We start from the raw sequence: 25,817 nt of genomic DNA, 5'->3' as shown, positions 1-25,817 counted from the left end.
CGCGAGCGGCGGCGGTGTGCTCAGCCGATGGCCCCCGGGGTAATGGTGCCCGCGGTGCCGTCGACGGTGATGAGCTGCCCGGTTTCGATGCGTCGCGTGGCGTCGCGGACGCAGATGACCGCCGGGATGCCGTACTCGCGGGCGACGGTGGGCCCGTGCGCGATCGGAGATCCGGTTTCGGTGACCAGCCCGGCCGCGGTCATGAACAGCGGTGTCCAACCGGGGTCGGTGGTCGGGGCGACCAGGATCTCCCCGGGTTCGATGCGCGCCCCGGCGGGATCGAGGATCACCCGCGCCCGGCCGGTGGCGGTTCCCGGCGAAGCCCCGAGCCCGGTCCACGCCCCGTCCGCCGCTGCCCGCGGGGCGATCGCTTCCAGATCGGTGCCGTCGGAGAGCAGCGCCACGGGGACCTGCCGCCGGGTGATCTCTCGCTGGTAGGTGGCCTTGCGGGCACGTGCGAGCTCCCGCTGGTCGCATCCGGCGATCGCGGCGCGGATCTCTTCGAGCTCCAGGAACACGACATCGCCGGGGCGGTCGAGCACGCCGTTGGCGGCCAGGTCCTCGCCGGCCAGCAGCAGCTGCCTGCGCATCTCGGCCAGCGGGTGCACCCAAGCGAACTTGGCGAGCTCTCGCAGGCCGGTCAGCTGGCGGGTGCGGCGCAGGAGGAAACCGGCGAGCCGCCCGCGGACCGGATGCCGCCGCCGAGCACGCGCGGTCAGCGCCCCGACCGCCGCCTCGGCCTGCTCGGCGGCCCGCGCGAACCGCTCGTCGGGTGCCTGCTGGTCGGTGATCTTCAGGTAGTTGGCGATGGCGGCGAACACGGGTGCCGGGTCCTCGGCCCAGCGCGGCACGCCGATGTCCACCTCCGCGGCGCAGCGGTTGCCGTACTCGGCCAGGAACGAGGTCAGGCCGATGTCCGGCAGCTCGCCGTTCCGGTAGCGGTCGGCCAGCTCGGCGGGCGGTGTGCTGCTCAGCAGCTCGCGCTGCGCGGTGTCGAGATCGCGCACCACCTGCCACAGCGCGAGATCCATGATGGTGGTGATGTTGTGCGGCAGCCCGCGCAGCACGGTGTCGAGCTCGGTCTCCCCGGCGATGTCCCGGAGCAGACCGCGGGCGATCCGGTCGACCAGCAACCCGGTCATCATCGGCCAGATGACGTCCGCGATCTCCCGGCCCGCGTAGACCTCCTGCGCCTTCTCCGCGAGCCGGAACCGCTCGGCGGTGCCGATCGATCGTGATGCCGTCGCGGACTCGCGCCGGATCTCCTCCACGCGGTGGAAAGCCCGTGCCCGAGCCGCCTCCGGCCGGGCGAGCGAACCGCCGATGCCGGCCACCGCGGCTGGAACCAGCCGCACGAGCTTCAGCCACGGCAGGCGCAGCGGCATCCCGCGCTGCGGGGCGAACCGCGGATCTTCCAGCAAGCGCAGCGCGATCGCCTCGCACCGCGGCCCGTAGGTGCGCATCATCGCCGGGATCTGCTTGCGGGTCCACCTGCTGCGCAGGAAGTCGGTCCAGTCCGCGTAGAGGTGCCCGCCGACGTCGACGATCCAGGTGTTCGTCATCGTCTTCGCGCTGGAGGGGCCCAACCACATCTCGGCCGCCAGCCGCATCGCGGACATCCCGAGCGGCGTGAACGGCCGGAGCATGCCCTGCATGTGCCCCATCTCGAAGTAGACGCGCGGCTGCGAACCGCCGGAGGGAGGCGGCAGCGGGAACAGCGTGGTGATCGCCCTGGATTGCAGCGCCCACAGCGTCCCGCTGCGATCGAAGGCCCACTCGACGTCCTGCGGGATCCCGAAGTGCTCCTGCAACCGCGAACCGAGCTCGCGCAACGCCGTCAGCTCGGCCCGTCCGAGACAGCCGCCGGTGTCGGCGACCGCGTTGCCGAGGACGTAGTGATCCGCGTTGACGCTGCCGTCGACGACGGCGGTGCCCAGCCCAGGTGCGGCATCGACGACCATCTCCGCCCGGGAACCGGTGAGCGGGTTGGCGGTGAACAGGACACCTGCGGTCCCGGCGTCGACCATCCGCTGCACGACGACGGCCATGCGCACGGGCCCGTGGTCGATCCGGTTCGCCTCGCGGTAGGCGACCGCGCGTTCGCCGTGCAACGAGTCCCAGCACCGCTGAACGGCTTCGAGCAGCGCTTCCGGCCCGTCGACGTCGAGGAACGTGTCGTGCTGCCCGGCGAAGCTGGCGTCCGGGAGGTCTTCGGCGGTGGCGCTGGATCGAACGGCGACGGGCCCGGAACCCAGCCTCCGGTAGGCGTCGAGAACGTCCGCGGCCGGGACCGCCCCGGACCGGTGAGCCCGCGTCGTCACGCAGAACCCGTCCGGCACCGGGAACCCGGCGCGCAGCATCTCGCCGAGCGCGGCGGCCTTGCCGCCGACCAGCTCGGTCATCCCGGCGTCGACCTCGGCGAGATCGACCACGACAGCACCTCGTCCGGACGGCATGACAGCTCCTCTCGCCACGCCGACCAGGCTTCCCGGCACACCACCGGTTCCCCGCGGAACCGAGGAGATCAGGCTAGCCGGAGTCAGCGGCCTTGGGAACGCCGCGACGGCTCGTCATCCCTTCCTGCTGGTGAGGCCGTCGGCGACGAGGTCGATCAGGAAGTCGAGGACCCTGTCGCGCAGGGCCGGTTCCCCGAGCCGTTCGCCGAACATCGGCACGAGCAGCACGCACTGCAGCACGCCGATGACGACCTCGGTGTCGGCTTCGACCAGTCGGCCCGCGTCCCGCTGCTCCTCGACGTAGCGGGTGAGCGCGGTGACCGGGTTGTCGGTCATCGCGGTGACCCGCTCGGGGTCGAGCTTGCGGGCGACCGCCTGCATCTCCTCGGGGTGGGTCATCAGCCGCCGCCACAGCGGGTTGGTCGTCAGCTCGCCGAGGGTGGCGCGCAGGAACCGGCGCAGCGCGTCGCCGGTGTCGTCTTCGGTGAGCAGCGCCCGGTCGATGACCGCCCGCTTGACCTCGCCGGTCTGCTTCAGCATCAGTTCCAGGTACAGCGCTTCCTTGGAGTCGAAGAAGGCGTAGAAGCTGCTCTTGGCGATCCCGGCCGGTGCGACGAGTTCGTCCAACGAGGTCTTGCGCAGTCCCTGGGCGGTGAACAGCCGGTGCCCGGCGTCCATGAGCTCCCCGGTGATGCGGGCCTTCTCCTCGGCCGAGAACGCTGGCGGCATCGCTGACTCCTTGCTGCGAACGGTCGTCCACATGGTTTCAGGTGGGCGTGCGATCAGGACCGCAGGGCCAGCCGCAGTCCTCGCCGGCGAGCGATCACGACGATCACGGCGGTCATGGCCACCGCGCCGAGCCCCAGCGGGACGACGGTCGCCAGCCCGTCGGTGCCCGAGTTGGCGATCGTCCAGGCGATCTTCAGCGCGAGCCCGCCGTCGATGACGACCAGCCCCCAGCCCAGCGAGCGGTGCCAGAACGCGGCGCACAGCCCGGCGATCAGCGCCGGGATCAGCGGCAACGTCACCCACGTGATCCACGTCGGGTCGGTGAACAGCTGCTTCTCCATCTCCAGCACGCCCGCGATCCGCGGATCGATCTCGGTCGGTGCGGGGAACCAGAAGAAGCTCGACACCATCGCCGCGATCGTCACCGCCAGCCAGAGCGGGCGCCGCGTCCAGCAGAAGTAGGCGATCGGCAGGAAGAACAGCGGCCGGACGTACCAGCTGATCGGGTTGAGGTGCCGCGGCCACGCCCAGGCCAGGAAGTCGGTGATCAGGTCCACGATGAACTCCTTCGTCCGCGGGCGGGCGGAACCCGCCGCTGGCGTGAACATAAAAACAAATTGTCTTTTTGTTTTCAAGTCCTGTCCGGCTCTGCCGCTTCGATGTCTCCGCCGGCGGCCTGCTGTCCGTTGACGGAATCCTGACGGCTCGCGGTGTTCGGAAAATCCCGAAAAGTCCATATGCTCACCTGCACCCGACCGGCCGTTGCGGGAGCCGTGCACAGCGCGCAGGAGGACACGTGAAGGCGTTGCTCATGACCTTGGGAACGCGGGGCGACGTGCAGCCGTTCCTCGCTCTGGCACGGGGTTTGGCGGACGCCGGGCACGAGGCGGTCGTCGTCGCGCCCCACCGGTTCGCGGGCTTCGCGGCCGACCGCGGAGTGCCGTTCGCGGGCGTGGACGACGGGCCGATGCGCCAACTCGACGGCGACACCGCGGGTGCGGTGGTCCAAGGCGGCGCGCGGGCGCGGTTGCGGCAGGTGCGCACGATGCCCGCGATGTTCGCGCAGGTGCTCGAGGACTGCTGGGCGGCAGCTGCCCGCGACGCCGACGTGGTCGTGCACAACGGGCAGATCATCGCCGGTCAGCACGTGGCGGAAGCGCTGGGCGTTCCTGCCGTGCTCGCCCTGCCGCTGCCGATGTACGTGCCCACGCGCGAGTTCGCCTGGCCGGCGGTCTCGCTGCCCGGCTGGGTTCCGGGAGCGGTGAACAGGGCGAGCTACGCCGGGATGAAGTTGCCCGCGCTGATGTTCCACCGCGTGGTGGACCGCTGGCGGGCCCGAACCCTCCAGCTGCCACCCCGCCCGGGCAGGCACGATCCGCTGCGTCGTCCTGACGGTGGACCGGCGCCGGTGTTGCACGCGTTCAGCCCCGCCGTGCTGCCAACGCCTGCGGACTGGCCGGACTCCGCGGTGACCACCGGGTACTGGAACCTCCCGTCGGCCGCGGAGCCGCTGCCGGTGGCGGTCGAGGAATTCCTGGCGCAGGGCGCCCCGCCGGTGTACGCCGGGTTCGGCTCGATGTCGGGGCTCGATCCCGCGCGCACCGGAGCGGTGGTGCTGGCGGCCGCACGGCGAGCGGGGCGACGCCTGGTGGCCGGAACCGGTTGGGGCGGAATGAGGATCGACCAGAGCTCGGACGACGTGCTCGTCGTGGACGACGTCGATCACGCGGCGCTGTTTCCCCGGACCGCGGCGATCGTGCACCACGGCGGAGCCGGTACCACTGGCGCGGCCTTCGCCGCCGGACGTCCCCAGGTCGTGTGCCCGTTCGTCGCGGACCAGCCGTTCTGGGGCGGTCTGACCGCGCGAGCAGGAGTGGGCACGGCGCCCATCGCGCAGAAGCGCCTCACCGCCGACGCATTGGCGCGAGCGATCACCGAAGCCGTCACCAGCCAGCCCTTGAACGACAGCGCTCGCGCGATCGGTGAACGCGTGCGATCCGAAGACGGTGTGCGAGCAGCGGTCGGGGTGCTGGAGCGCATCGCGGCCTGAGTTGCATCCCGGATCCGCTGAAAGGGCGTGCGGTCGCGCGGTGTTCGGCGGCTGACCGGGAACGCCCGCGGTCGTTACGCTCGACGGGCGGGGGCCTGTCGCAGCGGGTAGGTGCGATCGTGGTGATGTTCGTTCTGGTGCACGGATCCTGGCACGACGGATCGCATTGGGCCGGGGTCGTCGAACGGCTCGAATCGCTCGGGCACGTCGCTCACGCGCCGACCATCGCGGGGCACGGCCACGGGGTCGACAAGGACGTCGGTCACGAGGACTGCGTGAATTCCATCGTGGACTTCATCGTGGCCGGGGAGCTCGCCGACGTGGTGCTGGTCGGGCACAGCTTCGGCGGCTCGGTCATCGCCGGTGTCGCCGAGAAGGTTCCCGACCGGTTGCGCCGCCTGGTCTTCTGCAACGCCTTCGTGCCGCTGCCCGGCCAATGCCTGCTGGACGACTGCCCGCCGCACTACCGGACGCTGTTCCGGCGGCTCGCCGAGGAATCGACGGACAACACGATCCAGCTGCCCTTCCCGCTGTGGCGGGAGGCCTTCATCCAGGACGCCGACCTGGAAACCGCGCAGCGCACGTACCGGACGCTGTCCCCGGAGCCGTTCCGCCCGCTGCAGGACATCCTGGAACTGGCCGAGTTCCACCGGCTGGACCTGCCCAAGTCGTACCTGAACTGCACCGAGGACATCGCCCTGCCGCCCGGCGAATGGGCCTGGCACCCGCGCCTCTCCGCCAGGCTCGGGCAGTACCGGCTGGCCCAGATGCCGGGCAGCCACGAGACCCTGCTGGCCGATCCGTCCGGACTGGCGGACAAGATCGTCGAAGCAGGCCGCGACTGACCCGGCCCGCCGGATCAGAAGCCGACCTGGTCCTTGCCCTTGAGCTGGAGGATCTCGCGGGCTTCGTCGGGGGTGGCGACCTCCAGGTTCAGGGCTTCCAGCACGGTGCGGATGCGGGTCACCTGGTCGGCGTTGGTCTTGGCCAGCTCGCCCGGGCCGATCCACAGCGAGTCCTCCAGGCCGACGCGCACGTGCGAGCCCTGGGCCGCGCCGATGGTGGCCAGCGGGATCTGGTTGCGGCCGGCGCCCAAGATCGACCACTGGTAGGAGTCGCCGAGCAGGCGGTCGGCGGTGCGGCGCATGTGCATCAGGTCCTCGGGGTGCGCACCGATGCCGCCCAGCAGGCCGAAGACCGACTGCACGAACAGCGGGCCCCGGACCAGGTCGCGCGAGGCGAAGTGCGCCAGGTTGTTGAGGTGCGCGATGTCGTAGCACTCGAACTCGAACCGGGTGCCGTTGGCCGCGCCGATGGCCAGGATCGCCTCGATGTCGGCGAAGGTGTTCTTGAAGACCAGGTCCCGGCTCTTCTCCAGCGCCTCCCGCTCCCAGTCGTGCCGGAACTCGGTGAAGCGCTCCAGCATCGGGTACAGGCCGAAGTTCATCGAGCCCATGTTCAGCGACGCCAGCTCGGGCTCGAACACCGCGGCCGGGCGCATCCGCTCCTGCACGGTCATGTGCGGTGAGCCGCCGGTGGTGATGTTGACGACCGCGTCGGTGTGGGCCTTCAGCTGCGTCAGGATCGGTTCGAAGTGGGCGGGATCCTGCGACGGCCTGCCGTCCTCGGGGTCGCGGGCGTGCAGGTGCACGATCGCCGCTCCCGCCTCGGCCGCGCCCAGTGCGGCCTCGGCGATCTCGGTGGGCGAGACCGGCAGGTGCTCGGACATCGACGGGGTGTGGATCGCGCCCGTCACCGCGCACGTGATGATGACCTTGCGGTTGGTTGGCATCCGCGTCAGACCTCCACGGTGGATCAGTAGAGCTTCTCGGTGTTTCCGTCGACGGCCATCGCTTGGCCGTTGACGTTGCGGGCGAGCGGGCTGGCCAGGAACGCGGCCATGTCCGCGATGTCCTCGGCGGTGACCAGCCGGCGCATCGACGACTGGTCCTGGTAGGCGGCCGCGATCTCGGCCACGGGCCTGCCCAGCATCTCGGCCTTGGCCTCGATGACCGCGCGGATGCGGGGGCCGTCGACCGCGCCGGGGCAGATCGCGTTCGCCCGGATCCCCTCCGGGCCGAGCTCGATGGCCAGCGTCTTGGTGAAGCCCACGACCGCCCACTTCGACGCCGAGTACGCGCTGCGCCCGGCCATGCCGAGCCGGCCGGCCGCCGAGGACAGGTTCACGATGGACGCCCCCGCCGACTCGCGCAGCAGCGGCAGCCCGTGCTTCACGCAGTAGAACTGGCTGTGCACGTTGACCTCGAAGGTCCGCGCCCACGCCGCGCTGTCCAGGGTCTCCACCGGCCCGGTCGGACCGGCGATGCCCGCGTTGTTGACCAGCACGTCCAGGCCGCCGAGCTCCGCGCGCACGGCCCCCATCAGCTCCTCGACCCGGGCTTCGATCGAGGCGTCCGAGACCAGGGCGGCCAACCCGCGAGCCCGGGCGGCCTGGACCGCGTCCTCGTTGATGTCGGTGACCAGCACGCGGGCCCCCAGCCCGGCGAACCGGTCGGCGATGGCCAGCCCGATGCCGTCCGCGCCCGCCGTGACGAGCACCCGCTTCCCCGTGAAATCCACTTCTCGCACCCCTTCTGGAAAGTCCTGCGTCACGAGCGCTTCTCGCCGTACTTGAGGAAGCACGACAGCGCGGTGCCGACGGCGCACACGCCGACCACGAACCACAGGCCCGACAACTTGCTGCCGGTGAGGTCTTCCATCGCGCCCATCACGTACGGACCGAGGAACCCGCCGAACAGCCCGATGGTGTTGACGAACGCGATGCCACCGGCCAGCGTCGCCCCGCTCAACCGGGACGCCGGGAAGGTGAACAGGATCGGCTGCATCGCGAAGAACGAGAACGCGCCGAGGCAGAACCCGATGAGCCCGACGACCGGGCCGGAGACCGCGCCCAGTGCGAAGCCGACGCAGATCCCGCCCATCGTGATGCTGATCAGCCCGCGGGATCGCCCGCCGCTGGTGGCGAACCGCGGCACCAGGAACGCGCCCAGCCCGGCGAAGATCCACGGGACCGAGGTCAGCAATCCGATCTGCAGCGTCGACAGCTCGCCGTAGGTGCCGATGATCGACGGCAGGAAGTACGACAGCGCGTACACCGCGATCTGCTGCGACAGGTAGACCGCCACCACCAGCAGGATCTGCTTGTCCCGCCACACCTGGCGCATGCTGTGCGTGCCGGAGGCCTCGGCACCCGCCTCGTCCTCGGCGGCGATGCGGCGCTGCAGGTCCTCGGCCTCGGCCGCGGTCAGGAACTTCGCCTGGTCCGGCCGGTCCGGCAGCTTCTTCCACACCACGTAGGCGAGCAGGCAGGCCGGTAGCCCCTCGATGAGGAACATCCACTGCCAGCCGTGCATGCCGCCGAGACCGTCGAGGCCGAGCAGCAGAGCGCCCAGCGGGGGACCGAGGATGCTGGCCGTGGACACGCCGAGCAGGAACAGGCCGTTGGCCTTGGCGCGGTCGGCGCGGGTGAACCACTGCGTCAGGAAGTACATGACGCCCGGGAACAGGCCCGCTTCGGCCGCGCCGAGCAGCATCCGCATGACGTAGAACGACCACTCGCCCTGCACGAAGGCCATCCCGGCGGAGATCAGACCCCAGGTGATCATGATCCGGGTGATCCAGAACCGCGCCCCGACCCGGTGCAGGATCAGGTTCGACGGGATCTCCGCCAGCGAGTAGGTGATGAAGAACAGCCCGGCGCCGATCCCGTAGGCGGTGGCGGAGATGCCCAGGTCGATCTGCAGCTGCTCCTTGGCGATACCGATGTTGGTCCGGTCCAGGAAGCTGATGATGTAGGCCCCGATGAGCAGCGGGAGCAGCTTCCGGAAGATGACTCTGTTCAGCTCGCGCGGCGGGCGGACCACCGGTTCCGCGGCGTTTTTCGGCATGGCGTGACCTTCAGTTCCGTTCCAGGCTTGCAGGAAGCTCGGGCGTTGGGGATCCGCTTCTCAGCGGCGGGAATCGTCGGCCTTCGGTGCGCAACCGCAGGTGCGGCCGATGTGCAGGCGGTGCGCGCACACCAGCGACTGGTAGCTGTTGGACGGTTTTTCCATGCGCTTGAGCAGCATTCCGAAGGCCTCGCGGCCCATCTCCTCGTGCGGCTGCATCACGGTGGTGAGCCCGATCAGCCCGGACATGCTGTGCGGGATGCCGTCGTGCCCGGTCACCGCGACGTCCTCGGGCACCCGGATGCCGTGGTCGACGGCGTACTCCAGGATGCCGATCGCCTGCTCGTCGCTGCCGCACAGGACGGCGCGCGGCGGGTCGTCGCGGGCGAACAGCCGCGCCGCCGCGCGGCGGCCGCCATCGCTGTCGAGCTCGGTGCTGATCTTGCGGTCGCCGCTGATGTCGATGCCGTGCGCGCGGGCGGTCGACACGAAGGCCTGCTCCCGCGCCAGCGACGCCGAGGAGAACCGCGGTCCGATCACGACGGCGATGTCGGTGTGGCCGTGCGCCAGCACGTGCTCCATCAGCGACGTCGCCGCGGCGGCGTCGTCGATGCCGACGAAGTCGCCTTCCAGGTGCTGGGACCGCCGCGACAGGTAGACGTACGGGATCCGGGCGGCGCGCAGCGTCCGCAGCGCGGTGGCGTCCTCCCGGAACGCGGCGCTCAGGACGACCCCGTCGACGTTGCGGTGCACCAGGCTGGTGGAGACCTTCCCCAGCGTCCGCAGGTCGTCCTGGGTGGTCGCGACGAACACCTCGTACCCGGCTTCGGCGGCCGCGGACACGATGCTCTGCGCGAACCGCGGGTAGGTCGGGTTGATGATGTTGGGTTGCACCAGCCCGATCACGCGGGTCCGGTTCGGGTCGGCCGGCTTCCCCCGGTTCGGCGGGCGGAAACCGAGCTCGTCGGCGACGGCGAGGATGTGCCGGCGGGTGGCCGGTGCGACCCCGCCCTTGCCGTTCATCACGTAGGAGACGGCGGCGGTGGACACACCGGCGGCGCGAGCCACCGCGGCCGCCGAGACGGTGCCCGGTCGGCGCGCGGAGCGACGAGTCGCGATCTCCACAGCCGAGTCTCCCTTGACGTGATGCGGATCTCCGATCCAGCCAGAACCTAAGTCGCCCGCTGAACGTTAAGCAACATTAAGCCCGCACCCATCCTGACCAGCAGCGCAACGGCCACCGGGAACCCGCTGCGACGTTCCGCGACGGGACGCTGACGATGTGCGGTCGTCCGGTGAGACGACCTGCTGCTGCGGACGCACCACCAGGTGCGGTGACTACTTGACCAGTCCGAAGCCGGGCTGGCCGACCCAGGCTCTCAAGAACTCCGCCGTGCCGAGCACCGTCGGGCACGCCTCGCCGACGACCCCCAGCACACCAGGAAGTCCCGTGACCACTGGCTGCTGCCCGTCCAGCAGTTCGGCCGACACCGCACCACCGAGGACGTCGACGATCGCGGCGGTCAGCAGCGCCGTGGCCACGTGGTCGATCCTGCGGTTGCAACCGGCGCTGACGTTGACGGCATGGGTCGGTTTGAAGCCGAGGGCCGCCTCGACCTCGGGCTCGTCCGCGTGCTCGGCCTCGAAGGTGTCCTCGTCGCCGACACCGGGTCCCATCAGGTGGACGAGGAAGGGCCGATGGCCGTCGAGCCCCTGCGGTTCGAGGCCCAAGCGCTCCACCGGCACGTTGACGTCGAAGCGCCCGGGGCGAAGCTGCTCGAAGCGGGTGGAGAGCCCCTGCACCGAGGCGCGGAACTCGCCCAGCGCAGCCGCGGAGACCGGCTCCGCCAATTCGATCACCAGCACCGGACCAGCCATGCCGGGAGCCTAGCTCGCCGGTGGGCCCCAACACCGGTCAGTTCTTCCCACGCCGAGTCCGACCGGCCTGGTCTTCCAGGAACCGGTGCCAACGCACGAGCCGTGCCGAGAGACCACAGGTGCGGCAACGCGTGCGCGGTCGGTTCCTCGTGACCGCACGGGCCTCCGGAGTTTCGGTACGGTGGTCGTAGAGCGTTGGATCTTGGATGGGGAGCTCGGGTGGGACTTTTCGGCGGGATGATGGGCAATGCTTCGCGGACCGATCCGCGGGCGGCGGCGCAGGAGTTCGGGCGCCTGCTGGCGCAGGGGGAGGAGATCCACGCCGCCTACCAGCTGATCCGGGACTCGTTCCTGTTCACCGACCGGCGCCTGATCCTCGTCGACAAGCAGGGCGTGACCGGCCGCAAGGTCGAGTACCACTCGATCCCGTACCGCGCGATCACCCACTTCTCGGTGGAGACCGCGGGCACCTTCGACCTCGACGCGGAGCTCAAGATCTGGCTCTCCGGCACGGCCGAACCGATCGCGAAGCAGTTCGGCAAGGGCGTCGACGTCTACGAGGTCCAAGCCCTCCTGAGCACCTTCATCCGCTGACCGGGGCAGGCCTGGTTCAAGCGGATCGCCGACCGCGCTGACATCCGGTCGGCCCGGTTCTCCGCCGCGGTCTGAAGATCCGCGGACGCGAGGACCACCTGACGCGTGGAAGCCCCGGCCGATGGTGTCCGTCGGTCGGGGCTTTTGTCGTCCTCCGGTGGGCTCGGCGCGTGGTCGTCCTGCGGTCGTGGTGTCCCGGGGAGACGTGAAAACACTGGTCAGCGGCACCTTCTCATCCCGGGACGGCGGTGGGGCGCAATCGGGTTGTTGCTCCGTTCGGGGGGTGCCATCGTTTCTCGCCGAGCAGCCGTGTTCCGCGTTCTGGGGGTGGAACCGGACGTCTGCGGGGCCGTTCTTCGCGGTCCGCGCCGTGCTCTCGCCGCGGCTGCTCGAGCCACGAAACGAGGAGAGGCAAGCATGGGGGTACACGAACGATTCGTCGCTCGGGGGACGGCGGCCGACGTGCGATCGGTGGCGGTGATCGGGATGGCCTGCCGGGTTCCCGGCGCGACCGGTCCCGACGAGCTGTGGGAGTTGCTGAGCACCGGTGTCGACGCCACCGGTGCGACGCCGCCGGAGCGCTACGACGCCGACGCCTTGCACGCGCCGGGGGCGGTGCCGGGCAAGATCGCCGCGCGGCGCGGCGGCTACGTCGACGGCGTGGCGGACTTCGACGCCGAGTTCTTCGGCATGTCGGCGGCCGAAGCGGTCGAACTCGATCCGCAGCAGCGGCTGCTGCTGATGACGGCCTGGGAAGCGCTGGAGGACGCGGGCCAGCGCCCCGACCTGCTGGCGGGCAGCCGGACGGGCGTCTTCGTCGGCAGTTCCCGAGCGGACTACCTGGAGAACGCCTTCCAGCAGGGGCTGAAGGCGGCGACCGCGGCGCAGTTCAACAACGTCCGCTCGCTGCTGCCCGCCCGGGTGTCGCACTTCTTCGACCTGCGCGGGCCCAGCGTCGTGGTGGAAACCGCCTGTTCGTCGTCGCTGGTGGCGGTGCACCAAGCGGTGCAGAGCCTGCGTGCCGGGGAGAGCCCGCTCGCGCTCGTCGCGGGCGTCAACCTCCCGCTGCGGCCGCACGAAGGCGTCATGATGTCGCAGGCCGGTGGCATGGCCCGGGACGGCCGCAGCAAGTTCGGCGCGGCCCACGCCGATGGCCACTCGCCCAGCGACGCGGTGTCCGTCGTCGTGCTCAAGCCGCTGGCCGCCGCGCTCGCCGACGGCGACCGGGTGCGGGCCGTCATCGCGGGCAGCGCGATCGGCAACGACGGCCGCACCAGCGACACGGTGCTGAACCCGTCGCTGACCGGGCAGCGCGAAGTGCTGGGCTGGGCCTACGCGGACGCCGCGATCGATCCGTCCGATGTGGACTACGTGGAGGCGCACGGTTCCGGTTCGCCGCTGCTGGACCCGCTGGAGCTCACCGCGCTGGGCCAGGTCCTGGGTGCCGGGCGGGCCGCCGACCGGCCGCTGCTGGTGGGGTCGGTCAAGTCCAACATCGGGCACGCGGAGGCCGCGGCGGGCCTGACCGGGCTGATCAAGGTGGTGCTGTGCCTGGAGCACGGTCAGATCCCGGCCAGCCTGCACGCCGCAACGCCGAACCCGGCGGTGGCCTGGGACGAGCTGCCGCTGGAGATCCCGGCCGGGCTGCGCGAACTGCCCGAGCTCGGACGCCCCGCCGTCGCCGGGTTTCCGCGCAGGGCTCCACCGCGCTGAACGCGCACGTCGTGCTGCTGCAGGCAGCAGCACCGAAGCCCCAGGTGACGGACGAGCGAACCGACGTGCCGCAGCTGCTCGCCCTGTCGGCCGAAACGCCCGACGCGCTCGCCGCGCTGGCCCGCGCGTACGCCGCCTACCTCGCGCCCGGCGGGCCGGGAGCCGCGTTCGCACTGCGCGACATCTGCCGCAGCGCGGCGATGCGCCGCCAGCACCTCAAGCACCGCCTCGCGGTCGTCGGGCGCTCGCACGCGGAGCTGATCGACGCGCTCAGCGGAACGGGCGGCCCGGCCGATCCCGCCATGACCGAGATCGCCTACCGCTACCACGCCGGTGGCGCGCTGGACTGGGACGAGGTGTTCGGCGGCGAGGGCGCGTTCGTCCCGCTGCCCACCTACCCGTGGCAGACCAAGCGCTACTGGCCCGGCGAGCAGCACGACGAGGACGACCTGGCGACCTGGATCCTCGGCAGGCACAGCCGCACCGACTTCCACGCCGATTCCACGCTCGCCGACATCGGCATCGACTCGCTGGCCAAGCTCCAGCTGATCATCGAGCTGGAGAAGCGGATCGGCCGCGAGGTCGACCTCGCCGCGCTCGACCGGCTGCGCACCGTCGGCGACCTGCGCCGGTGGACCAGCGAACTGGAGGTGGCGGCGCGATGACCGAGCACGCCTACGACTGGTTCGCCCGCTCCGCCGACACCTTCGGCGACTCCACCGCGCTGGAGGTCGCGGGGGAGGCCCTGACCTACGCCGAGCTGCGCGACCGGGCAGAACTGCTGGCCGGGCGCTTGGCCGGGACGCGCCGGATCGGGCTGCTGGCGAGCCGTTCGGTGACCGCCTACGTCGGATACCTCGCCGCGCTGCGAGCCGGGGCGACCGTCGTGCCGCTCAACCCGGAGCACCCGGCACCGCGCACCCGCGGCGTCGTCGAAGCCGCCGGGATCGACCTGCTGATCACCGAATCGGCAGACGGGGCACCGGAGATCGTGCCCGCGGCCGGTGCCCGGGAGGTCGTGCCGGACGACATCGCCTACATCATCTTCACCTCGGGCTCCACCGGGACTCCGAAGGGCGTGCCGACCACCCACGGCAACCTCGCCGCCTACCTGCGGCAGGTGGCCTCCCGGTACGGGATCGGGCCCGGCAGCAGGGTTTCCGGCAACTTCGAGCTCACCTTCGACGGCTCGGTGCACGACCTGTTCGTCGCCTGGTCGCAGGGCGGCGCGCTGGTGGTGCCGCAGCGCGGCCAGCTGCTCGCGCCGGTCCGGATGGTCAACGCCCTGCGGATCACGCACTGGTTCTCGGTGCCCTCGCTGATCTCGTTCGCCGCGCGCCTGGGCAGCCTCGAACCGGCGAGCATGCCGACCCTGGAGTGGAGCCTGTTCGGCGGTGAAGCCGTCCCGCTCGACGCGGTGCGCCGGTGGAAGGCGGCCGCGCCGGGCAGCGAGGTGGAGATCGTCTACGGCCCGACCGAGCTCACCGTCACCTGCACCTCGTACCGGCTGCCCGCCGACCCGGCGGACTGGCCGGACACGCCCAACGGCATCGCGCCGATCGGGACCTGCTACCCGGAGCTGGAACACCTGGTGCTGGACGACGACGGTGCCCCGGCCGACTGCGGTGAGCTGTGCTTGCGCGGCCCGCAGCGCTTCGGCGGCTACCTCGACCCGGCGAACGACGAAGGGCGTTTCGCGCCCGGCGGCTGGTACCGCACCGGCGACCGGGTGGCGGTGCAGGACGGCGTCCTGATCCACCTGGGGCGCACCGACCAGCAGGTCAAGGTCCGCGGCCACCGGATCGAGCTGGGCGAGATCGAAGCGGTGCTGCGGCAGCTGCCCGGAGTCCGCGACGCGATCGCCCTCGCCGTCCCGGCCGACGACGGCTCGCTGGAGCTGGCGGCCGCGGTCAGCGGAACCGAGTGCGCACCCGAGCGGCTCTACGCCGCGCTAGGCGACCGCTTGCCGCCCTACATGCTGCCGCGCCGCATCACCGTGCTCGACCAGCTGCCGCTCAACGCCAACGGCAAGGTCGACCGGCGAGCCCTGCACGCCGAACTCGGGAGCTGACGCCATGTTCGACGCGATCGTCGTCGGAGCCCGCTGCGCGGGCTCGCCGACCGCCATGCTGCTCGCCCGCGCCGGGCACCGGGTCCTGCTGCTGGACCGGGCGTCCTTCCCGTCCGACACCCTGTCCACGCACGTCATCCACCAGCCGGGCGTCGCGGCGCTGGCCAGGTGGGGCCTGCTGGACACCTTGCGCGCCTCGGGCTGCCCGCCGCTGGAGCAGGTGCGCTACGAAGTCGCCGACGTCCGCATCGAAGGCTGCGCGCGAGGGGTGGCCGGGCAGCGGGCCGGCTACGCCCCGCGCCGCCACGTCCTGGACACCATCCTGGTCGAGGCGGCGGTCTCGGCCGGGGCCGAGCTGCGCGAAGGCTGCCGGATCACCGGGCTGCTGCACGACGGATCCGGGCGGGTCGTCGGCGTCGAAGGCAGCCACCGCGGCGAGCGCTTCGCGGAGCGGGCCCGCCTGGTGATCGGCGCGGACGGCATGCGCTCGGCCGTCGCCCGCTTCGCCCAGGCCCGGCACACCGTCCAGGATCCGCGGCTGACCTGCGCCTACTACTCGTACTGGGCGGACGTGCCGACCGATCTCGAACTCCACGAGAAGGCCGGGAGCTGGGTGGCCGCGGTGGCCACGCACGACAACGCGACGCTGGTGCTGACCTACTTCCCGCAGTCCCGCTTCGACGAGGTCCGCGCCGATCCGCTCCGCGCGCACCTGGACCAGGTGCGCACCACCGCGCCCGCGCTGCACGACCGGTTGCGCGGCAAGGAGCGGGTCGAACGGCTCCGCGGCACCGGTGACCAGCAGAACTTCTTCCGGCAGGCGGCCGGTCCCGGCTGGGCGCTGGTCGGCGACGCCGGGCACCACAAGGACTCCATCACCGCCCGCGGGATCAGCGACGCCTTCCGGCAGGCGGAGCTGCTGGCGCAACGGGTGAACGGCCTGCTCACCGGCGACCCCGTCCTGCTCGACGCTGCCCTCCAGCAGTACGCGGCTGATCGCGACGCCGCACTGGCATCGGGATACGCCTCGACGCTGGAAGTGGCGAGACTGGTGCCGCCGAGCGAACACCGCCTCGCGCTGCTGCGAGCGGTACGAGCAGACCCGGAACTCACCGCGATCTACTTCGACCTGTTCGCAGGCATCGGAACCGCGGCCGACCTCCGAACCCCAAGGCTCCTGGAACTACTAGGAGCGCCCGCATGAGCCACCACAGCCCTGCGTCGTGCCGAGTTCTGCTCAACGGCACCTCAGGGGACCGTGACGCAACCCAGCCACAAGAAACCCCGAAACGCAAGATCACTCCCCAACGCGACCACCACTGTGAATCGCGGAGAGGCGGTTCAGCCCAGCAGCACGGGCCTGCCGGTGATCTCCAGCGGTTCGCCCGGAACGACCGGGGTGCTGGTGCCGTCCAGCCGCCGGACCAGCGTCGTGCCCGGATCCGGCATCATCCGCGCGGTGCCCTCGTGCGTCCACCGGATGACGAACGGCTTGCCCTGCCGGGTGAACCGGCACTGCCACACGTTGTCCGGCAGGCCGGCCTCCGGTCCGTGCCCGCAGGAGTCGATCTTCGCGTCCGCCAGCCAGCCGGTCAGCTCGCCGACGAACCGGCCTGCCTTGGTCGGCTGGAACCCGTTCGTCTGCAGCACGATGGGCACCCGGTCACCGCCCCAGCTGTAGAAGTAGAAGCGGTCGTACCAGCGCCACAGCGAGACCAGGTAGGAGCGGACCGCGTAGTCGGCGGCGAGCTCCGGTTCCACCCGCTGCTGCTGCGTGACCTCGGTGCCCCAGCCGGTGGCCCACAGCTTCGGCCCGATCAGGGCGCGGGCCAGCGTCTGGTCGATCTCCCTGGTGAGCTCCATCATCGTCTCGGGCGGGTCCGAAGCGTTGCGCGGGTACAGCTTGACCGCGGCGTAGTCGCAGTGGCTGTACCCGCCCTGCTCGGCGAAGCGCTGCATCACCAGCTGGTTCTCCGGTTCCCAGAGGCCGGTGAAGCCGGGGCAGACGACGTTGGCGTCCGGGTCCAGCTCGCGGATCACCGCACTGGCCGTCCGGGTCATGGCCACCAGCGACTCGACCGAACCGTCGAAGAACGGCGGGGTGCCGATGTCCCACAGCTCGTAGGACTCGATGCGCCCGTCGGCGTGGGTCACCAGGGCGCGCACGAACCGCTCCCAGTCGGCCAGGTCGTCGGGCGGGGTGGTCCGGGAACCGTCGGTGTAGGGCGTGCGTCCGCCGTTCGGGGCCGCCCACGCCGGTGTGCCGCCGAAGACGTACACCACCGGCAACCCGGCGGTCCCAGCTCCGTTCAGGTGCTTGTCCAGGACCGTCCAGTCGAATCGGCCGCGCTCCGGTTCGAGCACCTGCCACCGGGTCTTGGAGTCCCACAACCGCACCGAACCGACCGGGAAGGTGGGCATGGCACCGGTGGCGCTGTTGATGGTGACCCCGACGAATCCGGGGGAGACGAGACCGGGGTTGAAGGTCCAGTTGGGTGCAGCGATGTCGCGCCGCGCGGGGATCTCGGTGCGGTTGAGGTTCTCCGGCAGGTACGCGTAGGCCCCGGCGATCGCGATGACCGCCACCGCGGCGACGACCAGCCACCAGCGGCGCCGCTTCGGTGCCTGATACGGAACCGGACCGGGCACCGCTTCGGCTCCCGGCTCGGGCTCGGTCGCCGCTTCCGGCTCGTCCGCGGGCTCGGCCTCCACCAGGCCGTTCGCCCGCTCCCACAGGCGGTAGAGCTCGGAGAGCGCGTCGCGATCGGCGCCGCACACCTTCGCGATCAGCTCCACGGTGCCGAAGCTGGCGGGCACGCTCTGCCCGCTGCAGTACCGGTGCACGGTGGATCGGCCGAGGTGGGCCCGGTCCCCGATCTGCTGGTAGCTGTAGCCGCTGGAACGCTTCAGCTCGTTGAGCGCGTCCGCCAGTGTTCCGGTCCCCGCTGGTCGACTCATGCAACCCCCCGGTCCGACATCACCGGACAGGAGTGTCGCACGCGATCACCCCGGCTGTACCGCCTCTCCGCGATTCGCAGTGGTGTCGCGTTGGGGAGTGATCTTGCGTTTCGGGGTTTCTTGTGGCTGGGTCGCGTCACGGTCCCCTGAGGTGCGGTTGAGCCGGGCGCAGGGCTCTGGTTCGGCTTCGGGGTCTCGATGAGGTGCCCGGAACTCGCCAGAGGAGCTTCGATGTGTGCATTTCGTAGCCGAAAGTGCCGGATATTGCGCCGAATGTGCAAGTCGGTTCGCCCGGTCGGTGAGTGGCCTCGGTGTGGGTATCCACAGTGGACTACGCGGCGGTTGGGGTGGGAGTCCGGGAGGTGTGGCCCCGTTGCGGCTGATCGGTGTCCGTGGCTGCGGCGCTTGACCATCTGGGGGAACGTCGGTCAAGCGCCGCAGCTCGGGAACCGGCCGCAGAAGCGGCGAACTCGGCGGCCGGCATATTCGGTCGCGAACGTCACTCGCGTGTCCCTACGGTAGGCGGCGGTCTGGCATATACCAATCGATTTCGGAATATGCCACCCCTTTGAGCGACTGGCCACACCGGTTCACCGAGCCCGGCCAGCCGCGCCGGGTGACCCGCCCGGTTCGGTCGGGCACGTGCTGACCTGCGGCGTCGCGAGTCCGGGCGGGTGCGCTGCCCGGAGGAGCGGCTAGCCGCCGTCCCGGGAGCTCCGGCGCTGTTCGGCGCGGTGGGCGAGGGTGCTGACGATGCGCCGCCAGGCTGGCGCCGCTTCGGAGATCCGGGAGACGACCAGCCGCAGGTAGCTCGGCTGCTCGCCGTCGTCCTCGTGCTCGGCCGCTCGCGCGTCGAGGTCGTCGATGAGCCGGTCCACCCGCGGGTCGTGCGGCTCCCAGTCGGCCGACCGGTCGCAGGCGAGGTACAGGCGCACCACCTCGGGATCGTCGAGCTCGGCGTTCTTCTCCCGGATCCGCCGCGGCACGACCTGCGGGTCCAGCGCCCGCATCAGGATCCACGAGTCGCGTTCGAGCCGGATCCTCTCCTCGCCGATCCCGAGCGCGCGCATCCGGTCCAGGACGGCGACCACCTCCGCGGGCAGGACGAGCCGTTCGCCGCTGTCCAGCCGGCCGATCCGGCGGCGGTACTCGGCCAGCTGGTCGATCTTGCGCTGCAGTTCGGCGTCGATGTCGGTGATGGCGGCGGCGAACTCGGTCGGCTGCGCGTGCAGCATCGCGTCGATGCGGGCCAGCGGTACCCCGGCGTCGGCGAGGGTCCTGATCCGGATGAGGTCCACCGCCGCCTGCGCGCTGTAGCGGCGGTAGCCGGAGGCGTCGCGCTCGGGTTCGGCGAGCAGGCCCACGTGGTGGTAGTGGCGGACGGTGCGCACGGTCACGCCGGCGGTCGCCGCGAGCTGGCTGATCGTGAGCACCGTTCTCCTTCGCGTCTCGTGCCGAGTCTAGAGCCGGTCGATGACGTCGCGGATCGCCTGGACCACGGCGTCGGGGCGGTCGAAGCAGAGCCGGTGGTGGCTGGTGCCGGCGAGCAAGCGCTGCTCCCCGCGCGGGACCGAACCGACCAGCGCCGCGTCCATCCTCCTCCGGCCGTCGTGCATCTCCTGCTCGGCCGGATCGGAGCCCAGCACGGTGAGCGCGATCAGCGGAACGTCGGGCAGACCCGGTCCGGCCCGCAGCTCGTCGGCGATCTCGCCCAGCCCGGTGCGCTCGGCGACGCCGGTGCGGAGCCACTCGTCGCTGGTGCGGGCATCGATCAGCGGCTGCCGCAGGTGCTCTGGGTAGGCCGCGTACATGTCCGCCAACACGTCGCGCAGGGCCGGGCGCTGCTGCTTCACCTGCTCCAGGTCGGCCGTCCGCTCGGCCGCCGCGAGGCTCGCGGCGGGCGGCATGAAGTCGTCCCAGTCGCGGTGGATGGCGTCCAGCCAGACCAGGCCGGCCACGTCCCGCGGGTGCAGCTGCGCGAACCGGTGCGCGTAGAAGCCGCCGAGGGAGTGCGCGACGAGGACGTACGGGCCTGGGATGCTCTGAGCGCGCAGCAGCTCGTGCAGTTCGGCGGCGACCGCGGCGGCGGTGCGCGGCAGCGGGAGGGGATCGCTGTACCCGGTGCCGCCCCGGTCGTACGCGACAGCGGTGGTGAACTCCGAAACCCGTTGCTGGACGCCGAAGTAGTCCAGGCCGACGGCGCTGGCGCCGGGGAGGAACACGACGGCCGGACCGCCGCTGCCGGACCGGTGCACGAAGAGCCGTCGACCGTCGATCTCCTGGAAGCCCCCGATCGGTGGGGCGGGGCTGCTGTGGTTCGTCACGCACCAGAGCCTCCAACCCTGACGCAGGGTCAAGGTCAACCCACTCCGGAAGGTGCGCAGCCGTTGCAAGCGGGCGCCGACCGGCGTGCGGCCGGTCGGCGCCCAGGTGTTGCTGTGTCGGGGTTGTCGAGCTGTCAGGTCAGCTGTTGCCCGCGAAGGACGAGGCGTCGCCACCGAAGCCGCCGCCGCCGTTGCCCGCGGAGGCGTTGCCGCCGTCACCGCTGGACAGGAGGCTGATGCCGCTGAGGACGTTCACGCCCACGCCGCCGTTGCCGCCCTGCCCGTGGCCGCCCACGGCGCTGGAGTTGGCGTGGTCGCTGCCGTGGCCGTGGCCGTGTCCGTGGCCGCTGGCGAAGGCGGGCGAGCCGATGGCCAGCGCGGCGGCGCAAGCAGCGGTGACACCGATAAGACGAAGCGTAGTGCGCATTGCTTGAACTCCCATCCATGTTCTGATCGTCACCGTGTCGGCAGGTGTCCCGGGGGTCCGGGAACTTGGGGGGTGCGCCGACCGGCAGTGGCTACGTTTGCACCGCTTCGGAGCTCGCGCTTCGGCTGCCACACCAAAGAGAATCTCAGCCACCCGTGCGGACGATCGGGCTCCGCCGACCGGATGGCCGTGATCCGCCGAAGATGAAAGTTCCTATCAGTGGCCAGGAATCCGAAAGATTCTTTCCGTTGATTCGGTGAAGTGCTGATTTGAAGGAGATTTCGGATGGTGCGACTCGAGTGGGCGTGTTCTCGGGTTCGCGGTCCGAAGGGGTGACTCGGATCGCCTCCGCTCAATCGCAGTGTCGTCCAAGGGGTTTCGGAAGGACACCGACGCCTGTCCGCAATGTCTGAATCACTGTGGTGGGCCCTTCGGGTGCTGGAGCCTCGTTCCGGACTGCGCGGCCGCGGTCGATGTGGGTGGTGGGTGGTCGTTCGGCCGGACGTCGCGGCGGAGCGGTTCCGAAGTGGATTTCCTGATCTCACCCGAACGTGTACTTGCTTCCGGAGGTCATCGGCGGGTAGCTGTTCGGAACTCGTTGTGGTGATGAAAACCGGTACGCCGCAACGTTTTCTGATGGACTGGCAGTTCGCCGCCGAGTGAGGTGAGCTGTCCGCGCCGACGGGCTTCCGAGTCCCCGCGAAGTCCGTGCAAATAGGACGTTTTTGATGTGATCACCGGAGATCAGGAGTGTCGATGGAGCCATCACCCCGACGCGCCGGACGTGGCGCTGTGTCGTTTCCCCGCGCTCGTGGTACCCAGCGTGCCATGCCCAAGGAGATCGACCATGGAACGCTCCCGCTTACGGCTGCCCAGACGGGTGTGTGGTTCGCCCAGGAGTTCGATCCGGCCAATCCCATGTACCGAGCCGCGGAAGCGGTGGAGATCGCCGGTCCGCTGGACGTAGCGCTGCTCGAGGTCGCGTTGCGGCAGGCCATCGGCGAGACCGAGGCCTTCCGCGCCCGGTTCGACAGCGACGGTCGCGGCCGGGTCTGGCAGACGGTGGAACCGCTGCTGGACTGGGTGCTGCCGCAGGTGGACCTGCGCGGCGCCGTCGACCCGCAGGCGGCGGCCGAGGAGTGGATGTGGGCCGAGCTCGGCTCGCCGGTCAGCCTCCGCAGCTCGCCGCTGTTCTCCTTCGCCGTGCTGCGCACCGGGCAGGAGCGCTACACCGTCTACCTGGGGCTGCACCACATCGTCATGGACGGGTTCGGCCTCGCGATGTTCATCCGGCGCGTCACCGAGATCTACACGGCGGCCGAGGCGGGAGAGCCCTTTCCACCGTGCCAGTTCGGCTCGCTGGCGGAGCTGCTGGCCGACGAAGCGGCCTACGAGGAATCGGACCGGTTCGCCCAGGACCGGCAGTACTGGGCGGAGCACCTGGCCGACTGGCCCAAGGCGGACCGCACGCGCCGGCTGGCGTCCATCGTGCCGCGCACCTTCATCCGGGAGACCGGCTACGTCAGCCCGGAGGACGTGGCGGGACTGCGGGCGCTGGCCCGTGCGGCGCGCACCAGCCTGCCGCCGGTCGCGATGTCCGCTCTCGCGCTGTACGTGCACCGCCTGGCAGGCGCCGACCAGGTCACGCTCGACCTGACCGTCAACGGCCGGGCGGGGAGCGTCGCGCGCCGGGTGCCGTCGATGGTGGCCAACGTGCTGCCGCTGCGGACCACGACGACCCCGTCGAGCTCCGTGGCCGAGCTGATCCGCACCACCGCCAACAGCGCGAAGGAGCTGCTGCGCCACCAGCGCTACTCCTCGGCGCACCTGGTGCGGGACCTGGGGATCGCGCACCACCGCGGCGGCTACCTCGGCGACTGGGGCATGAACGTCATGACCCACGACTCCCAGCTCCGGTTCGGCAGTCTCCCCGCGGTGCTGCGCAACCTCTCGAACGGCCCGGTGACCGGGCTCGGCGTCAACGTCTACGACCGGCCCGCCGACGGATCGCTGCGGATCGACTTCAACGCGGACCCGGCGAAGTACGACCGCGCGACCACGGCCGCGCACCACCGCCGCTTCCTGGAGCTGCTGCACGAGCTGGCCGGCATCGATCCCGAGCAGCAGGTGGGTGCGATCGACCTGCTGTCGGCCGACGAGCGCCGGCTGGTGCTCGGCACCTGGAACGACACCCGGCAGGACACCCCGCCGGCCACCGTGCCGGAGCTCTTCGAGGCCCAGGTCCGCGCGGATCCCGACGCCACGGCGCTGGTCTGCGGCCAGGAGCGGCTCTCCGCCGCCGAGCTCAACGCCCGCGCCAACCGCCTGGCGCACCTGCTGGTCGAGCGCGGTGCCGAACCGGAAGCGCGCATCGCGGTGGCCCTGCCGCGCAGCGCCGACTACCTGGTCGCGGTGCTGGCCGTGCTCAAGTCCGGCGCGACCTGCGTGCCGCTCGACCCGGGCCACCCGGCCGCGCGCGTGCAGGCCATGCTCGCCGATGTCCAGCCGCGACACGTGCTCACCACCGCGGAGATCGGCGCAGCGCTGCCGTCCGGGCACCCGCTGCTGGTGCTCGACGAGCTCGCCACCGGTCAGCAGCCGGACACCGACCTGAACGGCACCCACCGGCCGGACCACGCGGCGTACATCAACTTCACCTCGGGTTCCACCGGCGGTCCGAAGGGCGTGGTCGTCGAGCACCGCCAGCTGACCAACCTCTTCCACGACCACCGGCGCGAGCTGATCGAACCGGCGGGCCGGCGGTTGCGCGCCGCGCTGACCGCGTCGTTCTCCTTCGACACGGCCTGGGAGAGCCTGCTGTTCCTGGCCGCGGGGCAAGAGGTGCACCTCGTCGACGACGCGGTGCGCCTGGACCCGGCCGAGCTCGTGCACCACTTCGCCCGCCACCGGATCGACTTCGCCGACCTCACCCCGTCCTTCCTGCGCCGCTTGCTGTCCGCGGGCCTGCTGTCCGGCCCGGAGAAGTTCCCCTGGCTGCTCATGGTCGGCGGGGAGCCGATCGACGCCGCGCTCTGGGCGGAGCTGCGCGACTGCCCCGGCATCACGGCCTGGAACTACTACGGACCAACGGAATCCACTGTGGACGCCGTGTACTGCCGGATCGAGGGCGACCGGCCGCGCATCGGCCGCCCGGGCCACAACGTCCGGGCCTACGTGCTCGACCGGGCGATGCAGCCCCAGCCGCCGCTGATCCCCGGCGAGCTGTACCTGGGCGGTGCCCAGGTCGCCCGCGGCTACCTGAACCGGGAGGAGCTGACGGCGCAGTGCTTCCTGCCCGACCCGTTCGGGCCGCCCGGGGCGCGCATGTACCGCACCGGCGACGTGGTCCGCTGGACGCGGGACGGCGCGCTCGAATACCTCGGCCGCACCGATGACCAGCTCAAGATCCGGGGCGTCCGCATCGAACCGGGCGAGATCGAGGCGGTGCTCGCCGAGCACCCGGGAGTGGCCGAGGTGGTGGTGACCGCGACCGCGGCCGCCGAACCCGAGCTGGTCGCCCACGTGGTGCCGGGACCGGAGCCGGTCGACGCGGCCGAGCTCCGCGCCTGGACGGCGAAGCGGCTGCCCACCTCGATGGTGCCCTCGTCGTTCGTGCTGCTCGCCGAGCTTCCCCTGACGGTGCACGGCAAGCTCGACCACAACGCCCTGCCCGCCCCCGAAGCCCGCGCCGGCCGTCGCCCCCGCACGCCCCGCGAGGAGCAGCTGTGCGCGCTGTTCGCCGAAGTGCTGGGCGTCGCCGAGATCACCATCGACGACGACTTCTTCGAACTGGGCGGGCAATCGCTGAAGGTGGCCGAACTCGTCACCCGGCTCCGCGCCGAGCTGCGCACCGAGGTGCCTCTCGGCGCGGTCTACGAAGCCCCGACGGTGGCCGAACTGGCCGGTCTGCTGGAGCAGGAGACCTCGTCGAACGCCTTCGAAGCGGTCCTGCCGCTGCGGGCGAACGGCAGCAGGCCGCCGCTGTTCTGCGTGCACCCGGTGGGCGGCTTGAGCTGGTGCTACGCCGGTCTGCCGCGCCACCTGCCGGAGGACGTGCCGGTGTACGGCCTGCAGTCGATCGGGCTGACCAGGGCCGAGGCCCTGCCCTCGACGTTCCGCGAGATGGTCGAGGGCTACGCGCGGCAGATCCGCTCGGTGCAGCCGACCGGGCCGTACCACCTGCTGGGCTGGTCGCTCGGCGGTGCGCTGGCGCACGCCATCGCCGCCCGCTTGCAGGCCGACGGCGAGCAGGTCTCACTGCTCGCCCTGCTGGACGCGCGGCCGGTGGATCCGCAGGCCCACCAGGTCGAACCCGCCCGCGAGGACGTCCGGACGCTGCTGTTCGAGGCGGCGGGCCTGCCGCCGGACGCCGACCACCACCCGGCGCTGGGGGAGGAGCAGCTCGCCGCGCTCACCACCGTCCTGCTCAACGCGGCCGAACTGGTCCCGACCTACACGGAATCCAGCTTCGACGGCGACCTGCTGTACTTCCGGGCGACGAGGGCCGACCACGTGTCCGACGGCGAGGAGTGGAGCTCGCGGATCACGGGCTCGGTGATCTCCCACGACATCGAGTGCACCCACAACGCGATCACCCAGGCCGAACAGCTGGCGGTCATCGGAAGCCTGCTCACCCACCACCTCCAGCGACAACCGGCAGCGGTCCGTTGACCTGCGGCGGGGCCCGGGCAACCCCGAGCCCCGCCGTT

20 protein-coding genes are annotated in these 25,817 nt (G+C 71.1%); 8 read left to right on the top strand and 12 right to left on the bottom strand.

What is annotated here, in order from left to right; genetic code table 11:
- Positions 1 to 20: 20 nt before the first annotated feature.
- From OU416_RS07755 to OU416_RS07745, 3 genes are all read right to left on the bottom strand, one after another.
- Complete coding sequence (locus OU416_RS07755) at positions 21 to 2,456, bottom strand: PEP/pyruvate-binding domain-containing protein (protein WP_270926157.1); 2,436 nt, start codon at positions 2,454 to 2,456, stop codon at positions 21 to 23.
- A gap of 114 nt (positions 2,457 to 2,570) precedes the next feature.
- The gene (locus OU416_RS07750) at positions 2,571 to 3,185 is read right to left on the bottom strand and encodes a TetR/AcrR family transcriptional regulator (protein WP_270926156.1); all 615 of its coding nucleotides are present in this window, start codon (positions 3,183 to 3,185) and stop codon (positions 2,571 to 2,573) included.
- A 53-nt stretch (positions 3,186 to 3,238) separates the two neighbouring features.
- Positions 3,239 to 3,793, bottom strand: a complete 555-nt coding sequence (locus tag OU416_RS07745; RefSeq protein WP_270926155.1) for a hypothetical protein — start codon at positions 3,791 to 3,793, stop codon at positions 3,239 to 3,241.
- A 188-nt stretch (positions 3,794 to 3,981) separates the two neighbouring features.
- On the opposite strand from OU416_RS07745, the gene OU416_RS07740 reads away from it, so the two are divergent.
- Positions 3,982 to 5,235, top strand: coding sequence for a glycosyltransferase (locus OU416_RS07740; protein ID WP_270926154.1), 1,254 nt, complete (start codon positions 3,982 to 3,984; stop codon positions 5,233 to 5,235).
- A gap of 125 nt (positions 5,236 to 5,360) precedes the next feature.
- Positions 5,361 to 6,080: an alpha/beta fold hydrolase gene (locus OU416_RS07735; protein WP_270926707.1), complete on the top strand. Its 720-nt coding sequence runs from the start codon at positions 5,361 to 5,363 to the stop codon at positions 6,078 to 6,080.
- Between the two features lie 14 nt (positions 6,081 to 6,094).
- On the opposite strand, the gene OU416_RS07730 is transcribed toward OU416_RS07735, so the two are convergent.
- From OU416_RS07730 to OU416_RS07710, 5 genes are all read right to left on the bottom strand, one after another.
- Positions 6,095 to 7,027, bottom strand: coding sequence for a BKACE family enzyme (locus OU416_RS07730; protein WP_270926153.1), 933 nt, complete (start codon positions 7,025 to 7,027; stop codon positions 6,095 to 6,097).
- 23 nt (positions 7,028 to 7,050) lie between these two features.
- Positions 7,051 to 7,815 (bottom strand): SDR family oxidoreductase, encoded by a 765-nt coding sequence (locus OU416_RS07725; RefSeq protein WP_270926152.1) that lies wholly within the window; start codon positions 7,813 to 7,815, stop codon positions 7,051 to 7,053.
- 29 nt (positions 7,816 to 7,844) lie between these two features.
- Entirely contained in the window at positions 7,845 to 9,143 is a 1,299-nt protein-coding gene (locus OU416_RS07720; RefSeq protein ID WP_270926151.1) for an MFS transporter, read from the bottom strand.
- A 60-nt stretch (positions 9,144 to 9,203) separates the two neighbouring features.
- A complete protein-coding gene (locus tag OU416_RS07715; protein WP_270926150.1) occupies positions 9,204 to 10,268 on the bottom strand; it encodes a LacI family DNA-binding transcriptional regulator in 1,065 nt (354 codons plus the stop codon).
- Positions 10,269 to 10,481: 213 nt separating this feature from the next.
- A complete protein-coding gene (locus OU416_RS07710) occupies positions 10,482 to 11,021 on the bottom strand; it encodes a DUF6368 family protein (protein WP_270926149.1) in 540 nt (179 codons plus the stop codon).
- A gap of 219 nt (positions 11,022 to 11,240) precedes the next feature.
- Here OU416_RS07710 and OU416_RS07705 point away from each other — a divergent pair, with 219 nt between their 5' ends.
- From OU416_RS07705 to OU416_RS07685, 5 genes are all read left to right on the top strand, one after another.
- Complete coding sequence (locus tag OU416_RS07705) at positions 11,241 to 11,615, top strand: PH domain-containing protein (protein ID WP_093357271.1); 375 nt, start codon at positions 11,241 to 11,243, stop codon at positions 11,613 to 11,615.
- Positions 11,616 to 12,032: 417 nt separating this feature from the next.
- The gene (locus OU416_RS07700) at positions 12,033 to 13,328 is read left to right on the top strand and encodes a beta-ketoacyl [acyl carrier protein] synthase domain-containing protein (RefSeq protein ID WP_270926148.1); all 1,296 of its coding nucleotides are present in this window, start codon (positions 12,033 to 12,035) and stop codon (positions 13,326 to 13,328) included.
- 44 nt (positions 13,329 to 13,372) lie between these two features.
- Entirely contained in the window at positions 13,373 to 13,993 is a 621-nt protein-coding gene (locus OU416_RS07695; RefSeq protein WP_270926147.1) for an acyl carrier protein, read from the top strand.
- Complete coding sequence (locus OU416_RS07690; RefSeq protein WP_270926146.1) at positions 13,990 to 15,399, top strand: AMP-binding protein; 1,410 nt, start codon at positions 13,990 to 13,992, stop codon at positions 15,397 to 15,399. The genes OU416_RS07695 and OU416_RS07690 overlap by 4 nt, the downstream gene beginning before the upstream one ends.
- Positions 15,400 to 15,403: 4 nt before the next feature.
- Positions 15,404 to 16,603: an NAD(P)/FAD-dependent oxidoreductase gene (locus tag OU416_RS07685; protein WP_270926145.1), complete on the top strand. Its 1,200-nt coding sequence runs from the start codon at positions 15,404 to 15,406 to the stop codon at positions 16,601 to 16,603.
- Between the two features lie 137 nt (positions 16,604 to 16,740).
- Here the strand turns inward: OU416_RS07685 and OU416_RS07680 are convergent, their stop codons facing one another.
- The 4 genes from OU416_RS07680 to OU416_RS07665 form a co-directional block, all read right to left on the bottom strand.
- A complete protein-coding gene (locus OU416_RS07680) occupies positions 16,741 to 18,357 on the bottom strand; it encodes a helix-turn-helix domain-containing protein (RefSeq protein ID WP_270926144.1) in 1,617 nt (538 codons plus the stop codon).
- Positions 18,358 to 19,052: 695 nt separating this feature from the next.
- Entirely contained in the window at positions 19,053 to 19,790 is a 738-nt protein-coding gene (locus tag OU416_RS07675; protein WP_270926143.1) for a MerR family transcriptional regulator, read from the bottom strand.
- 27 nt (positions 19,791 to 19,817) lie between these two features.
- Complete coding sequence (locus OU416_RS07670) at positions 19,818 to 20,681, bottom strand: alpha/beta fold hydrolase (RefSeq protein ID WP_270926142.1); 864 nt, start codon at positions 20,679 to 20,681, stop codon at positions 19,818 to 19,820.
- Between the two features lie 139 nt (positions 20,682 to 20,820).
- The gene (locus OU416_RS07665) at positions 20,821 to 21,108 is read right to left on the bottom strand and encodes a hypothetical protein (protein ID WP_270926141.1); all 288 of its coding nucleotides are present in this window, start codon (positions 21,106 to 21,108) and stop codon (positions 20,821 to 20,823) included.
- Positions 21,109 to 21,936: 828 nt separating this feature from the next.
- On the opposite strand from OU416_RS07665, the gene OU416_RS07660 reads away from it, so the two are divergent.
- Positions 21,937 to 25,779 carry an amino acid adenylation domain-containing protein gene (locus tag OU416_RS07660; RefSeq protein WP_270926140.1) on the top strand — a complete coding sequence of 1,281 codons (3,843 nt, stop codon included), beginning with the start codon at positions 21,937 to 21,939 and terminating at the stop codon, positions 25,777 to 25,779.
- Positions 25,780 to 25,817 lie beyond the last annotated feature (38 nt).

This window comes from Saccharopolyspora indica (assembly GCF_027853965.1).
GTDB classification, from domain to species: Bacteria; Actinomycetota; Actinomycetes; order Mycobacteriales; family Pseudonocardiaceae; genus Saccharopolyspora; species Saccharopolyspora indica.
This window is presented reverse-complemented; position numbering and strand designations above follow the sequence as displayed.

Excerpts from the sequence above, each read along its gene's own strand:
- OU416_RS07755 (WP_270926157.1), bottom strand. The coding sequence starts at position 2,456 with ATGCCGTCCGGACGAGGTGCTGTCGTGGTCGATCTCGCCGAGGTCGAC.
- OU416_RS07750 (WP_270926156.1), bottom strand. The coding sequence starts at position 3,185 with ATGCCGCCAGCGTTCTCGGCCGAGGAGAAGGCCCGCATCACCGGGGAG.
- OU416_RS07745 (WP_270926155.1), bottom strand. The coding sequence starts at position 3,793 with ATGTTCACGCCAGCGGCGGGTTCCGCCCGCCCGCGGACGAAGGAGTTC.
- OU416_RS07735 (WP_270926707.1), top strand. The coding sequence starts at position 5,361 with ATGTTCGTTCTGGTGCACGGATCCTGGCACGACGGATCGCATTGGGCC.
- OU416_RS07730 (WP_270926153.1), bottom strand. The coding sequence starts at position 7,027 with ATGCCAACCAACCGCAAGGTCATCATCACGTGCGCGGTGACGGGCGCG.
- OU416_RS07720 (WP_270926151.1), bottom strand. The coding sequence starts at position 9,143 with ATGCCGAAAAACGCCGCGGAACCGGTGGTCCGCCCGCCGCGCGAGCTG.
- OU416_RS07710 (WP_270926149.1), bottom strand. The coding sequence starts at position 11,021 with ATGGCTGGTCCGGTGCTGGTGATCGAATTGGCGGAGCCGGTCTCCGCG.
- OU416_RS07700 (WP_270926148.1), top strand. The coding sequence starts at position 12,033 with ATGGGGGTACACGAACGATTCGTCGCTCGGGGGACGGCGGCCGACGTG.
- OU416_RS07690 (WP_270926146.1), top strand. The coding sequence starts at position 13,990 with ATGACCGAGCACGCCTACGACTGGTTCGCCCGCTCCGCCGACACCTTC.
- OU416_RS07685 (WP_270926145.1), top strand. The coding sequence starts at position 15,404 with ATGTTCGACGCGATCGTCGTCGGAGCCCGCTGCGCGGGCTCGCCGACC.
- OU416_RS07680 (WP_270926144.1), bottom strand. The coding sequence starts at position 18,357 with ATGAGTCGACCAGCGGGGACCGGAACACTGGCGGACGCGCTCAACGAG.
- OU416_RS07665 (WP_270926141.1), bottom strand. The coding sequence starts at position 21,108 with ATGCGCACTACGCTTCGTCTTATCGGTGTCACCGCTGCTTGCGCCGCC.
- OU416_RS07660 (WP_270926140.1), top strand. The coding sequence starts at position 21,937 with ATGCCCAAGGAGATCGACCATGGAACGCTCCCGCTTACGGCTGCCCAG.